Genomic DNA, 20,970 nt, shown 5'->3' on the forward strand with positions numbered 1-20,970 from the left:
CATGCTGCGATTACACCGCGCCGAGCGCACCGACGTCCTGGCCGACGCGCTCGCCGACGTCCTGGCCACCGGTCTGCCCGACCCGATGGCGAGCGAGGTCGTGGCCGTGCCCGCGCGAGGAATCGAACGGTGGTTGTCGCAGCGGCTGGCGGTCCGGTTGGGATCGTCGACCGAGCTCGGTGACGGAATCGCCGCCAACATCGGCTTCTGCTCACCGGGCGAGCTGACCGACGCCGTGATCGACGCCTTCGACACCGACGCGCAGACCGCGACGGCCTGGCGCGCCGATGCGCTGGTCTGGCCGGTGCTCGCGGTTCTCGACGACCTCGTCGACGACCCGCAGATGGCGATGCTGGCCCGGCACATCGGGTCCGTATCCACTGCAGCGGCCGCCGGCGCCGGCACGAACACCACCGAAGGGGACGGCCCGGACGGTGCCCGACTGGGTCGCCGGTACGCCACTGCGCGCCACATCGCCGACCTCTTCGAGCGCTACGCCCGCCAGCGGCCGGGCATGCTCGCCGACTGGGCCGCCGGTGGGCAGCGCAACGGCGCCGGTGCGGCTCTGCCCGACGACATGGCGTGGCAGCCCCGGTTCTGGCGCGCCGTCCGCGAACGCATCGGGGCCGCACACCCGGTGGAGCGGCTCGATGCACTGTGCGAGGCCGTGCGCGCCGACCCCGGCGCCGTGGACCTCCCGCCGCGGGTGTCGGTGTTCGGGCCGACCCGCATCACCGAGACGTTCCGGCAGGTGGCCTCGGCGCTCGGTGACCACCGCGATGTGCACCTGTTCGTGCCGCACCCCGGTCCCGCGCTGTGGCGTGCGGTGGCCACGACGGCGGCACCCGCCGATGCCCGACGTGCGTCGTGGCGTTCACCGTCCTTGCGAAATCCGTTGCTGGCCGGGCTGTCCCACGATGTGCAGGAATTACAGCTGTCCATCGCCGGGCACCTCGACACCGAGGTGCATCATCGGGCGGGCGACCACCCCCCGGCGACGGTGCTGCAGACCGTGCAGGCCGGTATCCGCGACGATTCCGATCCCCGCGCGGACCGTGGCACATGTACGGCGGACGACTCGATCGAGATCCACGCCTGCCATGGTCCCGATCGGCAGGTCGAGGCCTTGCGGGACCGGCTGCTGCATCTGTTCGACGCCGACCCGACCCTGCAACCGCGCGACGTGATCGTGATGTGCCCGGACGTCGAGACGTTCGCGCCGTTGATCCGCGGAGCCTTTGGCCAGAGCGGACTCGACCACCCGGCCGCCGCGTTGCGGGTCCGCCTCGCCGATCGCGGTCTGCGTCACCTCAATCCGGTCCTCGACGTGGTCGCCACCGTCGTCGAACTGGCAGTCGGCCGGATCACCGCGGGGCAGGTCATCGACCTGTTGACGCGCGAACCGGTGAGCCGTCGCTTCGCGATGTCCGACGACGACCTGGACTGGGTGCGGGAATGGCTCTCGCGCAGCGGAATCCGGTGGGGAATCGATGAGACGCAACGAAAGCGGTTCGGCCTCTCGGGTTTCGGTCAGGGGACCTTCTCCGCCGGGCTCGACCGCGTGGCGCTCGGCGTCGTCGCCGAGGAGGACGACGGTGAATGGCTCGGTGCCGCACTGCCGCTGGAGGGAGTGGAGAGCACCCAGATCGACCTGGTGGGGCGGCTGATCGAATTCGTCGACCGCCTGGGCGCGCTCGTGGTGCGCCTGTCGGGGTCCGCGTCGGCGGCGGACTGGGCCGAGAGTCTGATCGCGGTCGTCGACGAGTTGACCGAGACCGCGCCCGGTGACGAATGGCAGACGGCGCAGGCGCACCGATCCATCACCGAGGCACTCGCATGTGATACCGAGGCACTCGCATGTGATACCGAGGACCCGCCGAAGGGTGAGCGTCTGCTGCGGCTCTCCGATGTGCGCGATCTGGTCGCGATGATGATCGCCGGGCGCCCGACGCGGGCCAACTTCCGCACGGGTGAATTGACGGTGTGCACGCTGGTGCCGATGCGATCGGTACCGCACCGGGTCATCGTGCTGCTCGGCGTCGACGCCGAGGCCTTCCCGAGGGCGTTGCGCGTCGACGGCGACGACATCCTGGGTCGGGTTCCGCTGGTCGGTGAACGCAACCCCCGCGCCGAGGATCGCCAGTTGTTCCTCGACGCGCTGACCGCCGCGCAGGAACACTTCCTGGTCTTCTACACCGGCGCCGACCCCGTCTCGGGCAGTCGGGTGCCGCCTGCGGTGGTCGTCAGCGAACTCGCCGACACGGTTGCCACCCTCTGCGGTATCCGGGCCGCCGAGGTGATCCGCCGGCACACCCTGCACGGCTTCGATGCCCGCAACTTCGAGCCGGGTGGCGTCGGTGGTGTGCAGGGTCCGTTCAGTTTCGATCGGGGACTGCTCGCCGGTGCCCGTGCCCTGCGGGGCACGAAACAGCCGGTGCGGCCCATCGCCGGCGCCCACCTCGGGACCCCTGCCCCCGACACCGATTCCGACGTCGAATTGACCTCGCTCGTCTCATTTTTCGCCAATCCCATCGAGGGTTTCGTGCGACAGCGTCTCGGTGCCCGGATGCCTGATGAGGAGCACGACGATTCCGACCGCCTCGAGGTCAGGGTCGCCGGTCTCGAGGAGTGGGCGATCGGTGACCGGCTGCTGGCCCGTATGCTCGCCGGCGCCGATCTCCGGGACTGCCAGATGGCCGAGGTGCGTCGTGGCACCCTGCCGCCCGCCGAATTCGGGCGACGCGAACTGATCCGCATCTCCCGTCAGGTGGGTGCGGTGTACGACGCGGCCGTCGGTCTGCGCCACGGGGATGCCGCGACCCGCGACTTCGTGCTCGATCTCCCGGACGGTACCCGGGTCCACGGCAGTGTCGGCGACGTGTTCGGCACCGGCATCGTTGCCGCGACCTACTCGAAAGTTCGTGCCAAACACCGGCTTTCGGCCTGGATTCGGCTCGTCGCGCTCGCCGCTGCGCAACGCTGCGGCGTGGTCGGCGGTCCCCTGATCGACTCGACGACGATGATCGGTCGGGCCGATCGCAAGGCACCCGGGATCTCGGTGGTCCGCCTGGCCGGCCCCGACGATCCGCTCGCGCTGCTCGCCGAGCTCGTCGGGATCCGTCGGCTCGGTCTGCGGACCGTGTTGCCGTTGCCGCTGGATCCCGGTGCCGCCTATGGCATCAAACGCGCGAGCGGGAGCTCGGAGATAATCGCGTTGAATGCGGCGGCCACCACGTTCGCCGGCAAGTTCGGTGCACATACCGACCCCTATCTGCGTTTCGTCTACGGAGGCGATGTCACCGCGTCCGTCGACTTCGACACGTTGACCTCGGTGTGCGCCGCCGACACCGCATCGTGGGCGCAGATCGGGCTGACGCCGGGTGAGCCGGTCTTCACCACGCTCTCCCGCCGGCTGTGGGGACCCGTCGTCAAGCACGAGGTGATCAGATGACCTTCCCCGCAGCAGGTGTCGCCCACGGACGACTCGACGCCCCGCGTTCCTTCCGCCTCGACGAGCCCCTGGCCGAGCACACCACCGTGCTCGAGGCCAGCGCGGGAACCGGTAAGACCTATGCGATCGTCGGCATCGCGGCCCGCCACATCGCCGAGGGCCTGCCGATCGACAAGCTGTTGCTCGTCACCTTCAGCCGATCGGCGACCGCCGAACTCCGCGAGCGGATGCGCGACCGCCTCGCCGGTCTGCTCAGCGCGATCGACGCCCGAGACGACGCGCCCGACCCCGATTCCTCGCCGACGCCCGGCGGCGAACCGGACGAACTGCTGACGCTGGTCCTCGCCGGCGACGCCGAGACGATCGCGTTACGACGTGATCGGCTCGCCCGTGCCCTGTCGGACTTCGACGCGTCGACCATCGCCACCACCCACACCTTCTGCAACCGCATGCTCGAGGCGCTCGGGTTCCTCGGTGAGCGCGAATTTGTCTACGAGATCGTGGAGGACGTCGATGATCTCGTCGAGGAGACCGCCCTGGATCTGTATCTGCGCGGTTTCGGTCGCGACCCCGACGATCCCGTGTTCACCTTCGACGACGCGGTGACCATCGCCAAGGAGGCCGTGCGCAATCCGGCCGTCGACCTCGTCCCGGCCGGTGTCGCCGACGCCGAGGGCGCACCGCGGGCCGACCGTGCCGCGACCCGACGCGTCAACTTCTGTCATCGCGTACGCGAGATCGTCGAGCGCCGCAAACGAGAGTCCCGGCTGCGGACCTACGACGATCTGCAGATGATCTTGTACCGCATCGTGATCGACGAGAAGATCGGCGCCGACGCGTGCGCGCGTATCCGCGACACCTTCGAGCTGATCCTCGTCGACGAGTTCCAGGACACCGACCCGCTCCAATGGGAGATCCTGCGCCGGTGCTTTCACGGTCAGCGGCGTCTGGTGCTCGTCGGCGACCCCAAACAGTCGATCTATGCCTTCCGTGGCGCGGAGATCCTCAGTTATCTCGACGCGGTGCGGGTGGCGGGGCAGCGCCTGGCCCTGGACACCAACTGGCGTTCGGACGAGAACCTCGTCGAGGCGCTGTTCCGGATCTATGGCGGCGCCAATCTCGGCAACGACCAGATCACTGTGCACCAGGTGAACGCCCGTCGGCCGGGCAGCCGGCTCATCTCGGCGGCGACCGGCCCAGACGCCCAAACCCCAGACACCCAGACCCCAGACACCCAGACCCCAGACGCCCAGAAGCCGGTGCCGTCGTTGCGCGTGCGCTGGTTTCGCCACGACGATTTCCCGGTTCTCATGCGCAACAGCGCATTCGCCTCGGTCAACGATGTCCGCGCGGCCGTCATCGCCGATGTCGCAGCCGATGTCGCATCGCTGCTCGCGTCGGGCACCCACCTGAGCACCGACTCCGGAATCCGTGCGGTGCACCCGGGTGACATCGCCATACTGGTGTCGGCCAACCGCACCATCGAGCCGCTGCAGAACGCGCTGGGCGCCCACGGTATCGGGTCGGTGGTGGGGACCGGCACGAGCGTGTTCGCCACCATGAGTGCGCGGCACTGGTTGTGGGTGCTCCGGGCTATCGAGTCACCCTCGCGTAACGACCGGGTGGCGCTGGCTGCACTGACCCCGCTCATCGGCTGGGACCCCGACCGGTTGGCCGGCGCCGACGACGCCGCACTGACCGAGCTGGCGGCCGGGTTGGCGGATCTGGCACGGACTTTCGACGACGGGGGGTTCGCTGCGATGGCGCAGCGGATACTCGCCGACCACGGCGTGGCCGGTCGTGTACTCGCCGGCGCCGACGGTGAGCGGATGCTCACCGATCTGTTGCAGGTGTCGACGGTGTGCAATCGCCATGTGGTGGAGGAGGATTGCGGACTGTCGAGTCTCTCGGAGTGGCTGGCCGACCGCATCGCCGACGAATCGCTGTGGCGGCGTTCGGATGAGCAGACCCGGCGACTCGACCGCGATACCCAGGTCGTACAGATCATGACGGTGCATGCCAGCAAGGGCCTGCAATTCCCGATCGTGTACGTCCCCTTCGGCTGGGACGGCGCCCGCAACTCCTCGCCGAAGACGTTCCGGTACCACGACGACAACGGCGAGCGGCACCTCGACGTCGGCGGTCAGGACACCACGGGGCGTCCCGAACGTCTGCGCCGCAGTGTCGCCGAGGACGCGGGGGAGGACCTGCGCAAGCTGTATGTGGCGCTGACCCGTGCCGGCTCGCAGGTGGTCGCCTGGTGGGCACCCTCGCGCGGCACGAGCGATTCGGCGCTGCATCGTCTGATCTTCGGCCACCCACCCGGCTACATGGAGCCGGGTACCACCGTCGCCGAGTCGGTGCGGGTGCCCGATCCCGACGAGTGCGAGGCCCGGCTCGTCCAGCTCGGTGCGGGTACCGACACCATCAGCGTCGAATCCGCCGGCGGCCTCGATCCCGGGCGATGGGTGTCCGACACGTCCGAGCGGTCACCGGAGGAACTCTCCGCGGCGGTGTTCGGCGGCCGGATCGACAGCGGGTGGCGGCGCACGTCGTATTCGGCGATCATCGCCGCCGCCGGACACGCCTCCCTCGGTCCGGGTGACCGGGGCAGTGAACCAGAACCCGAGGCGCAGGCCGTGGACGACGAGCCCGTCGGGGTCGTCGAGGAGGCACTGCCGATCGCCGTCGCCGACGATCGGGCCGGAACACCCTCACCGATGAACGGGATGCCGTTCGGTGCGGCCTTCGGCATCCTCGTGCACGAAACCCTCGAATACGTCGACACCTCGGCACCCGACCGGCGCGCACATGTGCGGGAACTGTGCGAGCGGTCGGCATCTCGCTACGGCTTGCCGGTGGACGCCGACGCGCTGACCTCGGCCCTCGACAAGGTTCTCACCACGCCGCTGGGTTTCGGTGACCTCTGGAGTGTCGGACCACGAGACCGGTTGGCCGAGCTGGATTTCGAGATGCCGCTCGGGCCGCCCGAGGTGGCCGGCGATGACACCCTCGGCGCGGGCGCACCACTGGCCGCCATCGCCGATCTGATGGACGACCTGCTGCCGGAGGACGATCTCCTGCGACCGTATGTGCCGATCCTGGCGTCGCTGCCCACTCAACGTCTGCGTGGGTTCCTCACCGGCAGCATCGATTCGGTGCTGCGAATCCCCGACGGACGCTTCGTCGTGGTGGACTACAAGACCAATCGCCTGCACCCAGGGGCGTTGATGGTCGAGGACTTCTCGGCCGAGGCGATGGCCGCGGAGATGACCCGCTCCCACTATCCGTTGCAGGCGTTGCTGTATTCGGTTGCGCTGCATCGCTATCTGCGGTGGAGGTTGCCCGGGTACGCGGCCGCGTCGCATCTCGGGCCGGTGCAGTACCACTTCGTGCGGGGGATGGCCGGGCCGTCGACGCCTCCGGGTTGCGGGGTGTTCGAGTGGTCGGTACCGCCGGAGCTGATCACGGCGCTCTCGGACCTGCTGGCGGGAGTGCCGCGATGACCCATCCCACGCCACCGGGCACGGCGGTCCCGGCCGACGATCCCGCCGGCCCCGGTGACCGCGTCGATGACGGCAGGCGGGTGCGCGGCGCCCGCGGGCTACTCGGCGATGCCAACGCCGCCGGTATCCTCGACGCCGCCGACGTGCACGTCGCGAACCGACTGGTGCGTATGTGCGGTGAGCCGGTATCGGAGATCGCCGAGTTCGCCGCAGCGCTGGCCGTGCGCGCGGTGCGACTGGGCTCGACCTGTCTGGCCGTGCGCGACCTGTCCGCCATCGCCGCGGGGGTAGGGCACGACTCCGCGCCCGCAGTGGGTGGTGCCGTCGGGTCGGACGGCCCGGCGGCGATGCCGGCGCTGCCGTCGGCCGACGAACTCGTCGGCGGGTTGCGCTCGAGTCCGCTGGTCGTCGGCGCCTCGGGCGGCCCCCTGCGTCCGTTGGTCGTCGCCGACACCGCCGACGGGCCATTGATATACTTGCGCAAGTACTTTCAGCAGGAGCAGGTGATCCGCACCGTCCTCGCCGAACGGGCCGCGTCGGTTCTCGACGTCTCGGCCGAGCGGGTCGCCCGTGCTCTCGACGAGGTCTTCGGCGAGGGCGCAGGCCTCGCACCACGTCAGCGGCTGGCCGCTGCGCTCGCCGCCTCGCGGTGGACCTCGGTGCTCACCGGCGGTCCGGGTACCGGCAAGACCTACACGGTTGCGCGCATCCTCGCCGTCCTCGATCGGCTCGCCCCGTCACGCCTGCACATCGCGGTGTGTGCTCCCACGGGCCGCGCGGTCGCCCAGCTGCAGGCCTCGCTCGACGGGATGAGCCGCGGGCTCGGTTCGGCCGCGGTGGGTGAACCGGCAGGCGGCCCACCGGTACACGCGGTGACCGTCCACGGACTGCTGGGCTGGCGGCCCGGTTCGCGTCCGCGCTATGGGCGTGGCAATCGCTTGCCGCACGACGTGGTGGTCGTGGACGAGACCTCGATGCTGTCGGTGACCGCGATGAGTCACCTCCTCGAGGCGGTACGCCCCGATGCGCGCCTGATCCTGGTGGGCGATCCCCATCAGCTCGCGTCGGTGGAGGCCGGGGCGGTGCTCGCCGACCTCGTCGAGCGGCCACCCAGCGGCGCAATACCTCCCAGCGGCGCAACACCTTCCAGCGACGCAGACCACGACAGCGCACTCGATGCCGAGATCATGGCACTGGCCGATCAGTCGCGGATCACCGCATCCGAACGTCCGCGGTTGGCCGATGGGATCGTCGAACTGACCCGCAATTTCCGCAACCGCGACGGCATCGCCACGGTCGCCGCGGCGGTCAACGACGGTGACGGCGATCGCGTGCTCGAGCTCATCGGCTCCGGCGAGCTGGCCGACATCTCACTCGTCGAGCCCGACGATCCCGCGATCCACCGCGACGTCGTCGCCTGGGTCACCGATCTGTGGTCGGCGGCCCGTGCCGGCGATGCGCCGACCGCGTTGCAGGTGCTCGATTCACACCGCGTGCTGTGTGCACACCGTGTGGGTCGGTGGGGCGTGCAGGGGTGGACGCGTCAGATCGTCGAGTGGTGCGCGGAGATCCCCGGCCATCCGCCCGTGACGACCGATCTCGCGGTGCCACAACCCGGGATGCCGATCCTGGTCACCGCCAACGATCGGCAGAACCGGGTGTTCAACGGCGACTGCGGTGTGGTGATCGCCGAGGCCGGCGATCCGTCGCTGACCGTTGCCTTCCGGCGTAGCGAGTTCAGTGATCCGATGTTCGTCCCGCCGGCGCGGCTGGCCGAGACGATGTGGGCCTACGCGATGACCATCCACCGCAGCCAGGGCAGCCAGTTCGATGCGGTCACCGTCGTTCTGCCACCACCCGATTCGCCGCTGCTCACCCGCGAACTCCTCTACACCGCCATCACCCGCGCCAAGTCGCGGGTGCGGATCGTCGGAACCCCGGAGACGTTACGGGCGGCGGTCGGTCGTCGCGTGCACCGCGCGAGCGGACTGCGCTCCTCCCCGGCGGGTCAGTGACTGCGCGGACGACGGGGTGGCAGAACACTCCTCACAGGTCGACGCCGCCGCGCACGAGGTCTCGGCGGATGTAGCACTCGGTGCCGAACAGGCGGTCACGCCGTTCGCGCGGCAGATTCATCAGGCTCGAGATCATCTGGCTGCGTTCCACCTCCGAGCGATGGGAGGCGACCGCCGCGGCCTTCTGCTTGACCCACGCCGACACGTCGAGTTCGAGGTCGATGCCCGACGGCGGCGTGCCCGGCAGGGCGTACCGCGAGATCGTCGGGAAGAAGTCGTCGACGACGTCCTCGATCATCCAGTCGGCGATGGTGGCCATGTAGACCGAACGGATGCGCCAGGCGGGCCCGGTGCTCCGATGCAGCATGGACGCGCCTGCGGCATCGGCGGCGGCGAGGGCCAGTCGGTGCGCGTGAACGTGATCGCGATGTCCGTAGATGCCGACCGGATCGTAGGTGAGCAGGATCTCCGGGCGCAGCCGGCGGATGTGGCCGACGAGCATCCGCACCTGCTTGTCGAAGCTGACGTCGCAGAATCTCTTTGCGCCGGGTGCCGACACGGGTACCCCGTCGTCGGCGAATCCCAGCATGATCGGCTCGCGTGTCACCCCGAGCTCGGTCAGTGCGTTGCGGAGTTCACCGTGCCGGGAGGTACCGGTGGCCCAGGTCGCGGTCACCACCGAGACGTCGCCGCCCAATTCGACGTGACGGGCGATCGTTCCGCCGGTCCACAGGGATTCGTCGTCGGGGTGGGCGTGCACGAGCATCATCCGGGGAACCGTCATCTACCGTCGTCACCTCCTCGGTGCCGGGCGACCAGGCGCCCCTCGATCGTGCGAGACCCTGTTCAGCGTACTGCGTTCGCGGCTCGCTAAAATCCGACGTTGTCCCCCGACCGGGCGGCTTGCGTCCGTCGCGGCGCGATACCGGGTCGGGGATAGGTGATCCGTCAGCATGTGGAGGTCGTCGATGAGTACCGCATCAGAAGTCAGAGAATTCCAGGCCGAGACCCGGCAGCTGTTGGACCTGATGGTCCACTCGATCTACTCCAACAAGGACAGCTTCCTGCGGGAGTTGATCTCGAACGCCTCGGATGCGCTCGACAAGCTGCGTCTGGAGTCGTTGCTGAACAAGGATCTCGACGTCGACACGTCGGATCTGCACATCACGCTCGAGACCGAGACGCCGGCCGAGGGCGAGTCGGGTCCGCGGACGCTGACCGTGCGCGACAACGGCATCGGCATGTCGCGTGAGGAGGTGGTCGATCTGATCGGCACCCTCGCCAAGTCGGGTACCGCGGAGTTGCGCAAGCAGCTCGCCGAGGCACAGAAGTCCGGATCGGATTCCGCCACGACCGACGAGCTGATCGGCCAGTTCGGTATCGGGTTCTATTCGACGTTCATGGTCGCCGACACGGTCACCCTGCTCACCAGGAAGGCGGGCGAGGCAACCGGTACCCGATGGGAGTCGACCGGGGACGGCACCTACACCCTCGACGAGGTCGCCGACGCGCCGCAGGGCACCGCCGTCACCTTGACGCTCAAGCCCGTCGACACCGAGAACCACCTGCACGACTACACCGACGCGGCCACCTTGCGCTCGTTGGTCAAGAAGTACTCCGACTTCATCGGTTGGCCGATCCGGATGGATGTCGAGAAGACCACCACGACGCCCGCCGAGGAAGAGGGCGGTGAGCCGACCACCGTCACCACCGTCGAGCCCGAGACCATCAACTCGATGAAGGCGCTGTGGGCGCGCTCGCGCGATGAGGTGTCCGACGAGGAGTACGAGGAGTTCTACCGGCACGTCGCGCATGCGTGGGACAAGCCGCTGGAGATCATCACGCTCAAGGCCGAGGGCACCTTCGAGTACCAGGCGTTGCTGTTCATCCCCACCCAGGCGCCGTTCGATCTGTTCATGCGCGAGCGCAACGTCGGTATCTCGCTCTACGTCAAGCGTGTGTTCATCATGGATGACTGCGAAGAGCTGATGCCCGAGTATCTGAGGTTCGTCAAGGGTGTCGTCGACGCCGCGGATCTGTCGCTCAACGTGTCCCGGGAAATCCTGCAGCAGGACCGGCAGATCCGTGCGATCCGGCGCCGCCTCACCAAGAAGGTCATCTCGACGGTCAGCGAGATGCGCGGCTCCCGGCCGGAGGACTACCAGACCTTCTGGTCGAGCTTCGGCAGGGTGTTCAAGGAAGGTCTGGTCAACGACGTCGACAACCGCGACGCCGTCCTCAAGGCGTCGGTGTTCGCCTCCACCCACAGCGACGAGGATCTGACCTCGCTGGCCGATTACGTGGGGCGGATGCCGGAGAAGCAGGACTCGATCTACTACATGACCGGTGAGTCGCGCCAGCAGATCGAGAGCTCCCCGCATCTGGAAGCGTTCCGCGCCAAGGGAATCGAGGTGCTGATCCTCGCCGACCCGGTGGACGAGATGTGGGTCGGTGCCGGCCTGGAGTTCGAGGGTAAGCAGTTCCGGTCGGTGGCGAAGGGCGCCGTCGACCTCGACGGCATCGACGGGGACTCCGACACCGAAAATGCCGACGACGAGAAGGCCAAGGATTTCGAGGGTCTGCTGACGTGGTTGGGCGAGGCGCTCTCCGACGACATCACCGAGGCCCGACTGTCCAAACGACTCACCGAATCGGCGGCGTGCCTCGTCGGCGACGACTTCTCCATGTCGCCACAGCTGGAGAAGCTGTATCGGGCGTCGGGCCAGGAGGTGCCCAAGACCAAGCGGGCTCTCGAACTCAACGCCGGGCACCCGTTGGTTGCCGGCCTGAACAAGGCGTTCGGCGCCACCGCCGATCACGAGTCGCTCGTCGACACCGCCCGACTCGTCTACGGCATGGCGCTGATCGCCGAAGGCGGCGAACTCGACGACCCGGCCGCGTTCGCCCGGCTGTTGGCGGCGACGCTCACCGATTCGCTCGGCGCGCAGGACGGAAACACCGCGGGAGCGGACACCGCGGGGGAGTCGCCGAAGGGTGACGAAGAAGGGGTGGACGCAGAAGGGGTGGATGCAGAAGGGGTGGATGCAGAGGGGTGAGTGAACCCACCGCCACGTGGCGTCGCCGGCCGGGACGAGCATGGCTCGCCGGCGCCGCCACGCTGGTGGTGATCGTCGTTGCCGTGGCGACGACGCTGGTGTTCACCTTTGGGCGTGAGGATTCCTCGCCGTCCACCCCGGCCGAGGCGGTCTCTGCCTTTCTGCGCGCGGTCGCCGACGCCGACGGTGCTGCCGCGCTCGCGCTGATGACCGAGCCCCCGTCGCGCGAATTCCTGACGTCCGACGCGTTGGCGCGGGCGCGCGCTGCCGCCGCGATCACCGACGTCTCCGTACACGAGCTCGGTTCTCGTGAAAGCAGCGGCGACTCAACGACTCCTCTCGCGCCGACCCGGACCCCCGTTTCCCGGACCGTCGGCGAGTCCGCCGATGTCGGTGCCGAGTTCCGCATCGGTGGCCACTCGGTCCGCACGACGTATCGTACGGTGCGCGACGGCCGGCGATGGCTGGTCGACGACGGTCTCGCCGCGGTGGACCTGGCGTCGTCGACGATTCCCGGTCTGTCGCTGCAGGGTCGGCCGGTGGCCGGGATCGGTACCGCGTATGTCTTTCCGGGTCGCCTGGTCTGGACGAGCAGCAATCGCTACCTCGCCGTCACCGACTCGACCGATGTCACCGGTGGTGCTGCGGCGCCGACGAGGGGCGATCCCGGTGTCACCCTCGGCGACGCCGGCAACGCTGCGGTGGACTCGGCGCTGCACACCTACCTGGATCGGTGCGCGAGTTCGACGCAGGCCGACGCCTCGACGGATCGGCCGGGATGCACACAACGCCTGTACCGTTCGGCAGAGGTGTCCTCGGTTCGCTGGCGCGCGCCAACGGGTCTGCACGACCTGGTCCGGGAACTCGATCCGGCAACCCCCACCTCGGTATCGGTGTTCGGTGGGGTCACCTGGCAGGCGCACTACACCGCGACCTACGGCGGTGAGACGACGGTGGAGGTGGATCAACCGATGAACGGTGCGGTCGACCTCGACGCACAACCCGTCCCGACGTATTCACCTGCCGGCTGAGGCGCCGTCCCGCCGACACACGGTGGAGGTCACGACGCCGCGTCGAGCGCACCGGTCTCGGCGTCTCCGGGCAACGCGACGACGGCGATGTCGTTGGCGCGGAACAGCGGCTGCAGTGGGACTCGATGGCGCGCAGCACATTCGGTGATCATCGACGCCCACCCGCGGTCTCGGGCTGTCACCCCGTCCGCCCCCGGACGCGCCAGCAGAGCGGCCAGGGACAATCCGCCGCTGGCGGCGATCACCTGGCCGAGGTGCTCCATCATCGTGTCGAGGAGGTGGCGATTGGGGGTGTGCGGCAGCGGTAGCTGGTTGATCACGGGAATCATCTGCGTGCCGCGTTCGACGAAGACCAGCCACAGGGTCGGCTCGTCGAATCCGAGCGGCCCCAACAGGGCGCGCCACCGTTCGCGGAGTTCGGCGGCGTCGTAGAAGGGCAGCTGGGCGACCTCGGTCGGCGGGATCGGATCGGTGTCGGGAACGGCCCTGTCGGGAACGGTGCTGTCGGGTACGGGGTCGGCCGCCCCGGGGACGGGCTGAGGGGATGTGGGATTGCGGTGATCGGATGTCATGGGCAGATCCTGCGCCGACGTGGACCTGTGGTGCGCAATGGCATCCACACCTGTGAGTCCCGCCCTTGACGTATCGGGGTCCGCTGCGCAACCATGCCGGTCTCGTGCGCCGGGCCCATGTCAGACTGGGCGCATGGGCTTACTTACCCCGCTGGCCGTGCGCATCGGCTCGATTCCCTGGATGCCGCGCTATCTTCCACAGATTGTCAAGTGTGACAACGTGATACGTACGGTGACCGGCGAGCGGTACGGACTGCTCGACATCGCCGGATTGCCGAACACGACCGTGGTGGTGGCGGGCAGGCGTAGTGGTGTGGAGCGACAGACGCGACTGCTCGCGGTCCCGCGTTCCGGCGGGCGCTGGTTGATCGCCGGATCGTATTTCGGCGGCGAGAAGACTCCGCAGTGGGTCTACAACCTGCGCGCCACCGACTCCGCCGAGATCATCGACCGTGGCCGGCGCCGGGCGGTGCGCGTCGCCGAACTCCATGACGAGCACCGAGCCGCCGCATGGCAGGAGTTGCGGTCGGTGTGGCCCAACTTCGACCTCTACGAGAAGCGCACCGACCGGCTGATCCCGGTCTTCGAACTCACACCGACCGACTGACGGCGTCTCCGGCGGTGAGCGATGGTTTTCAGGAGCCGGAGAACCTGGGCTTGCGCTTCTCGAAGACGGCGGTCACCGCCTCGGTGAGGTCGTTGCTCGGCAGGAACGCCGCGTTCCAGGCCGCCACATAGCGCAGACTGTCGGCCTGGGCCGCCGAACGGCTGTGATCGAGCACGGCCTTGACACCCTGAACCACCAGCGGCGGATTGTCGGCGATCTCACGGGCGGTCGCGCGAGCCGCCTCGAGTGCCTCCTCCGGGGTGGCGAACACATTGTTGACGAGCCCGATCTTCTCCGCGCGGGCAGCGTCGATGTCCTTGCCGGTCAACGCGAGCTCGCGCAGGTGCCCCTCGCCGATGATCCCGGGCAGGCGGGCCAGGGTGCCCACGTCGGCGACCATCGCCACACGCACCTCCCGCACACTGAACTTCGCGTCGGAGCTCGCATAGCGCACGTCGGCAGCCGTGATGAGGTCCACGCCGCCGCCGATGCACCAGCCCGAGATCGCCGCGATCACCGGTGTGCGACAGTCCGCGACAGCAGTGATCGATGCCTGCATGCGGCGGATCGTGTCGTGGAACTCGGTGCGTTCCTTGGCTTTCGCCCCGTCGGCGAGAACCGCCCCGAGGTCACCGGCCATCGCCGCGAGATCGAGTCCGTAGGAGAAGTGCGCACCCGAACCGCGGAGCACGATCGCCCGCACCGCATCGTCGGCGTCGAGTTCGGCGACGAGAACCGGTAGCTCCGCCCAGAAATCCGGGCCCATCGCATTGCCCTTGCCGGGGCCGATCAGACTCACCTCGGCGATGTCGTCGGCGACCGCGACGTCGAAGGCCTTCCACTGTGTGTCACTCATGTCTAGGAGGCTACCGAGGAGCCGATTTCGCGACTCACCCGCACGTGTCCACCGGGCACCGTCGCGGCAGTCGCGTGCGGTCGGTACGGCAGTCGAGCGAGCGCTCCGCGGGAGAGGACCGCAAGAACGGTCAAGCGGCGCAGGGCACAGGCGGCCGATACTGGACACCATGACGACGACCGCTGTTCTCCGGTCATGACCGACCCCGGTCGTGACCGCGTGCGCGAGTTGCTCGACGCAGTCCTCGCCGACGACAACGTCTCGCTGTCGGGAATGGCGGCGAGTGCGCACAGCTCCGAATTCCACTTCAGCAGGCAGGTGAGCCGATTCTCGGGTGAATCGCCGGTGGCGATGCGTCGACGGGTGATGCTCGAACGGGCGTGCTGGTATCTGCGCCAGGGGAGTTCGGTCACCGAGGTGGCCTTCGATTCCGGCTACGACTCCGTCGAGGGATTCAGCCGGGCCTACTCCCGTGCCTTCGGCCACCCACCGGGTTCCACCGGCACCGAGTCCTCCCGCGGACACTGGCTCCCCGCGCCCAACGGAATCCACTTCCATTCGCCCACCGGTCTCTATGTCGAGGACTCTGACGGTGCGGGCACCTCCGCAGCACACGGCGAGACCGCGGGCAATCCGGTGGCGTTGATGGTCCGACACGACCTCGACGATGTTGCCGTGCTGCTCGATGCCGCCACCGGACTCGAGGCGGCCGAATACGAGCGCATCAGGCTGCCGGAGCACCGGATCACCGACTGGCAGGGGCCCGACGACTCGATCGCCCACGTGCTGGCACACCTGGTCGCCGACAAGGTGCCGTGGCTCGCCGCGATCGAGGGCGCAGATGCGCCGGCCGACATCCCGACCGGCCTCGACGCCTTGATCGCATTACACCAGGAGGTCTCGGGTCGTTGGCTCGCGCTGGTTCGGGAGATCGATCGCCGCCATGCCTGGGCAGACCGCGTCATCGACGCCATTTGTGAACCGCCGGAATCGTTTCTGCTGTCCGAGATCGTCGCGCATGTGTTGACCTTTGCCGCCCACCGGCGAGTCCTCGCGCGAATGATGATGCGCGACGCCGGCATCGAGCTCCCAGTCGACCGCCGGGACCCCGACCCGATCATCTGGCACCGCAACCGAATCGGAGAATTCTCATGACCGCTCGATTCCGCTACTACACCGCGACGACCCTCGACGGGTTTCTCGCCGACGACCACGACGACCTCGGATGGCTGCTGCGCCAACCCATCGACGAGACCGGTCCGATGAACTACACCGACTTCATCGGCGACATCGGAGTGGTGGTGATGGGGGCCACGACCTACCGGTGGGTGGTCGATCACGAGGTCGGCGACGGCAAACCGTGGCCGTATACGACACCGACATTCGTGTTCACCCACCGTGACCTCGATGCCGTGGCACCGTCGATCCGCTTCGTCTCCGGCGCGCCCGCCGATCTCCGGGAGCCCCTCCTCGACGCCGCCGGCGGAAAAGACATCTGGGTCGTCGGGGGAGGGGATCTGGCGGCGCAGTTCGCCGAAGCCGCCATGCTCGACGAGGTCATCGTCAACATCGCCCCGGTCATGCTCGGTAGTGGGCGTCCACTGTTCACCCGCCCCACCGATCTCCGGTTGATCGAGCACGGTCGCAACGAGGCATTCGTCTGCGCCCGTTACGAAGTCGTCGGGCCGGCTGTGGCCGACGGTATCGGAGCAACCACGTGACCGGCGTCCGGCGGCACGATTCGGACGATTAATTCAACAACTGTTGACTTTTTGACCTGGGCGGACCTACCGTCGCAGGTATGCGAGCCATGATCATCAAGGAATTCCGCGAATTGGTGCGCGACAAGCGCACGCTCGGCCTACTGGTTGCGATGCCATTGCTGTTACTGGTGATCTTCGGATACGCCGCTAACTTCTACGTCTCCTCCGTGGAGACGGCGGTGGTCGGACCGCAGGCGGACACCGTCGCCGCCGGCCTGCCGTCCTACTTCGAGGTGACCGACAAATCGCCCGGCGCCACGGCCGCCGATGCCCGGGACATGTTGCGCGACAACAAGGTCGACGTCGCAATGGTGACCGGAGACTCGCCGACGGCGCCCATCGAGGCACTTGTCGACGGGTCCAATCTGTTTGCCGCGCAATCGGCGGTCGGTGCCCTCAACAAGTTCGGTGCCAAGGTGCACATCGAGGTGCTCTTCAATCCCTCACTCAAGACGTCGTGGGTGATGGTGCCCGCGATCATCGGCCTCATCCTGACCTTCATCGGCACGATCATCACCAGTATCGGATTGGTGCGGGAACGCGAGACGGGGACGCTGGAACAGCTTGCGGTGATGCCGATCTCGCCCGCCCAGGTCATCCTCGGCAAGATCGTGCCCTACTTCTTGGTCGCGGCCGTCGACATGATCATCGTGACGGTGCTCGGCATGCTCCTGTTCGACGTGCCGTTCAACGGCAACGTGCTCACCTTCGCGATCGGCGCGGCGTTGTTCTTGTTCGTGGTGCTGGGTCTGGGGGTGTTCATATCCACGATCTCCCAGACCACCGGGCAGGCCATCCAAACCGCCTTCTTCTTCCTTCTTCCACAGATCCTGTTGTCCGGCATGATCTTTCCGCTCGACGCGATGGCCGCCGGCGTGCGCTGGATCGGCTATCTGCTGCCCTTGACCTACTTCACGATGATCTCGCAGGGGGTGATGCTGCGTGGGGCGCCCATCTCGACGCTGTGGCTGCCGCTGCTGATACTCGCCGTGATGGCGGTCATCGTGTTCACCGCGGCAACCATTCGGTTCCGTCGTGACCTTGCGCCGGGCACCGGTCATCGACGCGCGGCCCAGGAGAAGGCCGCATGATGATCGGGGCCGACGACGTCACCGTGACGTTCGGGAAGACCACGGCTCTGGATTCGGTGAGCGTGCGCGCTCACGAGGGTGAGATCGTGGCCATCGTGGGTGGTGACGGAGCCGGGAAGTCGACACTGCTGCGGCTCTTCGCCGGCGAGGTGCAGCCGAATTCCGGGCAGGTGCACCGTCCACCCAAGAAGCAGGTGGGCTTTCTCGCGGCCGGTCCGGGCAGTTGGGGCGCGCTGACCGTCCGGCAGAATCTCGACTTCGTCGGCGGCATCTACGGCCTCGGCGGAGAGCAACTCCGTTCGCGCCGTGATGAATTGATCGAGCGTTCCGGTCTGTCGGTTGCGGCCGACCGCCTGGCGCGGGATCTGTCCGGCGGCATGCGACGCAAGCTGGGTACCGCGATGGCCATGATCCACCGCCCACCGCTGTTGATCCTCGACGAACCGAGTACGGGTGTCGACCCGGTGAGTCGGATCGACCTGTGGGGCATGATCGCCGAGACGGCAGCGGCGGGGACCGCCGTCCTGATGTCGACGACCTACCTCGACGAGGCCGAGCGCGCGGGTGATCTCGTCGTGCTCGACGACGGTCACGTACTCGTCGACGGATCCTACGATTCGGTGCGAGAAGGCTTTTCCGGCACCATCACCGAGGGTGCCACGCCGGTGCGACGAGACTGGTCGTGGCGGCGTGGCCACCAGCGTCACGAATACTGGACGACCGAAGAAGAGACGACCCCGGATTCCCGGGTCGACCCCGATCTGGAGGACATCGTGATCGCACTCTCCCTGGCACGGCGGAACCGTCAGGGGGGCGCCGGCATGAGCGCGGAGCACCGGGGGACCATGCCCGAGGCCACTGGATCGCTACTCGGCAGCCATTCGGTGACCCGACGATTCGGTGATTTCGTCGCCGTGTCCGAGGTCACGATGTCGGTGGATTCCGGTGAGGTCGTCGGACTCCTCGGTGCCAACGGTGCCGGTAAGACGACCCTCATCCGGATGCTGTTGGGATTGCTCGCCCCTACCGACGGGCAGACCTCGCTGTTCGACGGCCCACCAGACCAGCGCCGGCGGGCGCGGCTCGGCTACGTGCCCCAGAATCTGGGCCTGTACCGCGATCTGACCGTGCGCGAGAACATGACGTTCAGCGCGGATGCCTATCACGGTGATGCGACGGTCCCCGCCGATCTCGCGGGCTACGCCGACACCCTCGTCGGGAATCTGCCGCTCGGCACCCAGCGCAAGGTCGCCTTCGCGGTCGCGCTCGCCCATCATCCCGACGTCCTCGTCCTCGACGAGCCGACCTCGGGGGTGGATGCGTTGTCCCGGGCGGAGCTCTGGGACACGATTCGCGCGCAGGCGGATTCCGGGGTTGGCGTGCTCGTGACCACGCACTACATGGAGGAGGCGCAGGCGTGTGACCGGCTGCTACTGATGTCGGCGGGTCGGCTGGTCGCGCAGGGCAGCGAGGACGACGTCGTCGGTGACACGCGTGCTGCGCTCGTCGACACGCCGGACTGGCGCAGCGCCTTCGCGGCGCTGCAGGGCGCGGGTGTTCCGGTCATCCTCGCCGGCCGGACCATTCGGGTGGCCGACACCGATCCGGCGCGGGTGCGCGGCATTCTCGAGCATGCCGACATCTCCGGCGAGGTCACCACGGTCCCGGCGACCATCGAGGAGCGGATGCTGGTTCTCGCGCGAACCCCGGATTTGCGATGACCGGGCGGACGCGGGGGAGACCGCCGGCGGGACAGTCGCGCGACACTCGCGAGAAGATCCTGGTGGCTACCCGTGAACTATTGGCGGACAACGGTTTCGACCGGACCACGGTGCGTGCCGTGGCCGGTCGTGCCGGTGTCGACCCGGCGTTGGTCCATCACTACTTCGGGCCGAAGAAGAATCTGGTGGCCGAGGCACTACGCCCGCCCGTCGACCTCACGGTCGTGTTCGCCGACATGCCGACCGACGAGCGCGCCGGCCCGGAGTTCGTGCGACGAGCCATCGGAGCGTGGGAAACACCGGAGTTGCAATCGCACATCCCCGGCGTACTGCGGCTCATCGCAGCGACCAACCATGCCACCGGTCCGGCGCAGGACGTTCCCGGAGCAATCGTGGAGGTCGCGCTCGGCGGTGCGGTGCGCGCCGACCGCCGAGAGCGGCGACTGGCGCTGATCGCCACCCAGATGTTCGGACTTCTCATGATGCGCTTCGTGATCCGGCAACCGGAGATCGTGGCAGCCGATCGCGACCAGCTCGTGGCGCAGGTCGGCCCGGTCATCACCCACTATCTCACCGGCGACCTGACCTGAGCGCTACGGCGCAGGTTCGTCGGTCTCGGCGACGCCGGGAGTGTCGCGTTCATCCCAGATGAACAGGGCGAGGGTGATGCCCAGGAATGCCGCAGGTATCCAGGCCGCGTGGACGCCGATGAGGTGTGTGGTCAGTGCGCCGATCAGGGCACCTGCGGCAAAGATCCCCACCACCCCGAGATAGATCGCCAGTGGCCGCCGCGACTCGGGGTCGCGATCCACTGCCACGCCGTGTGCCGCCTCGACCAGACGCATCAGGTTCCCGGTGGTGGCGATGGCGACGTAGTTGTGCCCGGCGACGTTCCGGAACATCTCGATCTGCATCGCGGCGACGAAGGCTATCGGGATCGTCACCGTATAGTGCGGGGCGCTCGAGGGGATGAAGCCGACGATGGTGAGGATCGTCGCTTGCAGGGCGACGGTCAACCGGATCGGGTGAGGCAGTACGCGATCGAGCCTGCCCTTGCGGATGTGCACCGCCGCACCGATCCCGACGAGGAATGCCAGGATCGGCCACACATGCGCCAGCGCCTGCATCGGGTGTCGCTGGGCGATCTCGACGGCGAAGAACACCACGTTCCCGGTTTGGGCCGTGGCGAAGGCGCCACCTCGCGCGAGGTAGGTGTAGCTGTCGAGGAATCCGCCCGCGCAGGTGACGAGGAAGGCGAATCGTAACGAGGAACTGGTCTGTACCGTCGGCATTGATCGGCT

At 68.1% G+C, this 20,970-nt stretch carries 15 protein-coding genes and 1 pseudogene; 12 read left to right on the forward strand and 4 right to left on the reverse strand.

The features are described from left to right. Position 1 precedes the first annotated feature (1 nt). Genes recC through recD form a run of 3 tightly spaced genes read left to right on the forward strand, consistent with a single transcriptional unit; the run spans position 2 to position 8,972 of the window. Complete coding sequence (recC, locus tag QNM97_RS09980; protein WP_283822582.1) at positions 2–3,451, forward strand: exodeoxyribonuclease V subunit gamma; 3,450 nt, start codon at positions 2–4, stop codon at positions 3,449–3,451. Beyond that, positions 3,448–6,957: a UvrD-helicase domain-containing protein gene (locus tag QNM97_RS09985; protein ID WP_283822583.1), complete on the forward strand. Its 3,510-nt coding sequence runs from the start codon at positions 3,448–3,450 to the stop codon at positions 6,955–6,957. Before recC ends, QNM97_RS09985 begins: the two co-directional genes overlap by 4 nt. Further along, a complete protein-coding gene (recD, locus tag QNM97_RS09990; protein ID WP_283822584.1) occupies positions 6,954–8,972 on the forward strand; it encodes an exodeoxyribonuclease V subunit alpha in 2,019 nt (672 codons plus the stop codon). The genes QNM97_RS09985 and recD overlap by 4 nt, the downstream gene beginning before the upstream one ends. A gap of 31 nt (positions 8,973–9,003) precedes the next feature. Here the strand turns inward: recD and QNM97_RS09995 are convergent, their stop codons facing one another. Continuing rightward, positions 9,004–9,756, reverse strand: coding sequence for a PIG-L family deacetylase (locus tag QNM97_RS09995; RefSeq protein WP_283822585.1), 753 nt, complete (start codon positions 9,754–9,756; stop codon positions 9,004–9,006). Between the two features lie 184 nt (positions 9,757–9,940). Between QNM97_RS09995 and htpG the strand changes: the two genes are divergently transcribed. Together htpG and QNM97_RS10005 are read left to right on the forward strand one after the other, a co-directional pair. Beyond that, positions 9,941–12,028 (forward strand): molecular chaperone HtpG, encoded by a 2,088-nt coding sequence (gene htpG, locus QNM97_RS10000; protein WP_283822586.1) that lies wholly within the window; start codon positions 9,941–9,943, stop codon positions 12,026–12,028. Beyond that, on the forward strand, positions 12,025–13,059 hold the full coding sequence (locus tag QNM97_RS10005; protein ID WP_283822587.1) for a hypothetical protein: 1,035 nt from the start codon (positions 12,025–12,027) through the stop codon (positions 13,057–13,059). Before htpG ends, QNM97_RS10005 begins: the two co-directional genes overlap by 4 nt. Before the next feature lie 29 nt (positions 13,060–13,088). Here QNM97_RS10005 and QNM97_RS10010 read toward each other — a convergent pair whose 3' ends face one another. Beyond that, positions 13,089–13,631 carry a hypothetical protein gene (locus QNM97_RS10010; protein WP_283822588.1) on the reverse strand — a complete coding sequence of 181 codons (543 nt, stop codon included), beginning with the start codon at positions 13,629–13,631 and terminating at the stop codon, positions 13,089–13,091. 133 nt (positions 13,632–13,764) lie between these two features. On the opposite strand from QNM97_RS10010, the gene QNM97_RS10015 reads away from it, so the two are divergent. Beyond that, positions 13,765–14,238 carry a nitroreductase family deazaflavin-dependent oxidoreductase gene (locus QNM97_RS10015; protein WP_283822589.1) on the forward strand — a complete coding sequence of 158 codons (474 nt, stop codon included), beginning with the start codon at positions 13,765–13,767 and terminating at the stop codon, positions 14,236–14,238. 28 nt (positions 14,239–14,266) lie between these two features. On the opposite strand, the gene QNM97_RS10020 is transcribed toward QNM97_RS10015, so the two are convergent. After that, complete coding sequence (locus QNM97_RS10020; protein ID WP_283822590.1) at positions 14,267–15,094, reverse strand: crotonase/enoyl-CoA hydratase family protein; 828 nt, start codon at positions 15,092–15,094, stop codon at positions 14,267–14,269. A 195-nt stretch (positions 15,095–15,289) separates the two neighbouring features. Between QNM97_RS10020 and QNM97_RS10025 the strand changes: the two genes are divergently transcribed. The 6 genes and pseudogenes from QNM97_RS10025 (at position 15,290) to QNM97_RS10050 (ending at position 20,259) form a co-directional block, all read left to right on the forward strand. Continuing rightward, a complete protein-coding gene (locus tag QNM97_RS10025; RefSeq protein ID WP_283822591.1) occupies positions 15,290–16,249 on the forward strand; it encodes a helix-turn-helix domain-containing protein in 960 nt (319 codons plus the stop codon). Next, the gene (locus QNM97_RS10030) at positions 16,246–16,815 is read left to right on the forward strand and encodes a dihydrofolate reductase family protein (protein ID WP_283822592.1); all 570 of its coding nucleotides are present in this window, start codon (positions 16,246–16,248) and stop codon (positions 16,813–16,815) included. The genes QNM97_RS10025 and QNM97_RS10030 overlap by 4 nt, the downstream gene beginning before the upstream one ends. A gap of 80 nt (positions 16,816–16,895) precedes the next feature. Further along, on the forward strand, positions 16,896–17,948 hold the full coding sequence (locus QNM97_RS10035; protein WP_283822593.1) for an ABC transporter permease: 1,053 nt from the start codon (positions 16,896–16,898) through the stop codon (positions 17,946–17,948). Further along, positions 17,945–18,760, forward strand: a pseudogene (locus QNM97_RS10040) (ABC transporter ATP-binding protein); the annotation flags it as partial. The gene QNM97_RS10035 and the pseudogene QNM97_RS10040, both read left to right, overlap by 4 nt. Before the next feature lie 9 nt (positions 18,761–18,769). Next, complete coding sequence (locus QNM97_RS10045) at positions 18,770–19,669, forward strand: ABC transporter ATP-binding protein (protein WP_283823158.1); 900 nt, start codon at positions 18,770–18,772, stop codon at positions 19,667–19,669. Positions 19,670–19,731: 62 nt separating this feature from the next. Next, positions 19,732–20,259 carry a TetR/AcrR family transcriptional regulator gene (locus tag QNM97_RS10050; RefSeq protein ID WP_283822594.1) on the forward strand — a complete coding sequence of 176 codons (528 nt, stop codon included), beginning with the start codon at positions 19,732–19,734 and terminating at the stop codon, positions 20,257–20,259. 3 nt (positions 20,260–20,262) lie between these two features. Here the strand turns inward: QNM97_RS10050 and QNM97_RS10055 are convergent, their stop codons facing one another. Next, complete coding sequence (locus QNM97_RS10055; RefSeq protein ID WP_283822595.1) at positions 20,263–20,961, reverse strand: YoaK family protein; 699 nt, start codon at positions 20,959–20,961, stop codon at positions 20,263–20,265. Positions 20,962–20,970: the final 9 nt, after the last annotated feature.

The organism is Gordonia sp. L191, assembly GCF_030077625.1.
Classification (GTDB): Bacteria; Actinomycetota; Actinomycetes; order Mycobacteriales; family Mycobacteriaceae; genus Gordonia; species Gordonia polyisoprenivorans_A.

What these genes read in the sequence shown, in the direction of transcription:
- QNM97_RS10055 (WP_283822595.1), bottom strand. Translation starts at nt 20,961, where the DNA reads ATGCCGACGGTACAGACCAGTTCCTCGTTACGATTCGCCTTCCTCGTC.
- QNM97_RS09985 (WP_283822583.1), top strand. Translation starts at nt 3,448, where the DNA reads ATGACCTTCCCCGCAGCAGGTGTCGCCCACGGACGACTCGACGCCCCG.
- QNM97_RS10025 (WP_283822591.1), top strand. Translation starts at nt 15,290, where the DNA reads ATGACCGACCCCGGTCGTGACCGCGTGCGCGAGTTGCTCGACGCAGTC.
- QNM97_RS10045 (WP_283823158.1), top strand. Translation starts at nt 18,770, where the DNA reads ATGAGCGCGGAGCACCGGGGGACCATGCCCGAGGCCACTGGATCGCTA.
- QNM97_RS10015 (WP_283822589.1), top strand. Translation starts at nt 13,765, where the DNA reads ATGGGCTTACTTACCCCGCTGGCCGTGCGCATCGGCTCGATTCCCTGG.
- QNM97_RS10035 (WP_283822593.1), top strand. Translation starts at nt 16,896, where the DNA reads ATGCGAGCCATGATCATCAAGGAATTCCGCGAATTGGTGCGCGACAAG.
- QNM97_RS10020 (WP_283822590.1), bottom strand. Translation starts at nt 15,094, where the DNA reads ATGAGTGACACACAGTGGAAGGCCTTCGACGTCGCGGTCGCCGACGAC.
- QNM97_RS10010 (WP_283822588.1), bottom strand. Translation starts at nt 13,631, where the DNA reads ATGACATCCGATCACCGCAATCCCACATCCCCTCAGCCCGTCCCCGGG.
- htpG (WP_283822586.1), top strand. Translation starts at nt 9,941, where the DNA reads ATGAGTACCGCATCAGAAGTCAGAGAATTCCAGGCCGAGACCCGGCAG.
- QNM97_RS09995 (WP_283822585.1), bottom strand. Translation starts at nt 9,756, where the DNA reads ATGACGGTTCCCCGGATGATGCTCGTGCACGCCCACCCCGACGACGAA.
- QNM97_RS10030 (WP_283822592.1), top strand. Translation starts at nt 16,246, where the DNA reads ATGACCGCTCGATTCCGCTACTACACCGCGACGACCCTCGACGGGTTT.
- recC (WP_283822582.1), top strand. Translation starts at nt 2, where the DNA reads ATGCTGCGATTACACCGCGCCGAGCGCACCGACGTCCTGGCCGACGCG.
- recD (WP_283822584.1), top strand. Translation starts at nt 6,954, where the DNA reads ATGACCCATCCCACGCCACCGGGCACGGCGGTCCCGGCCGACGATCCC.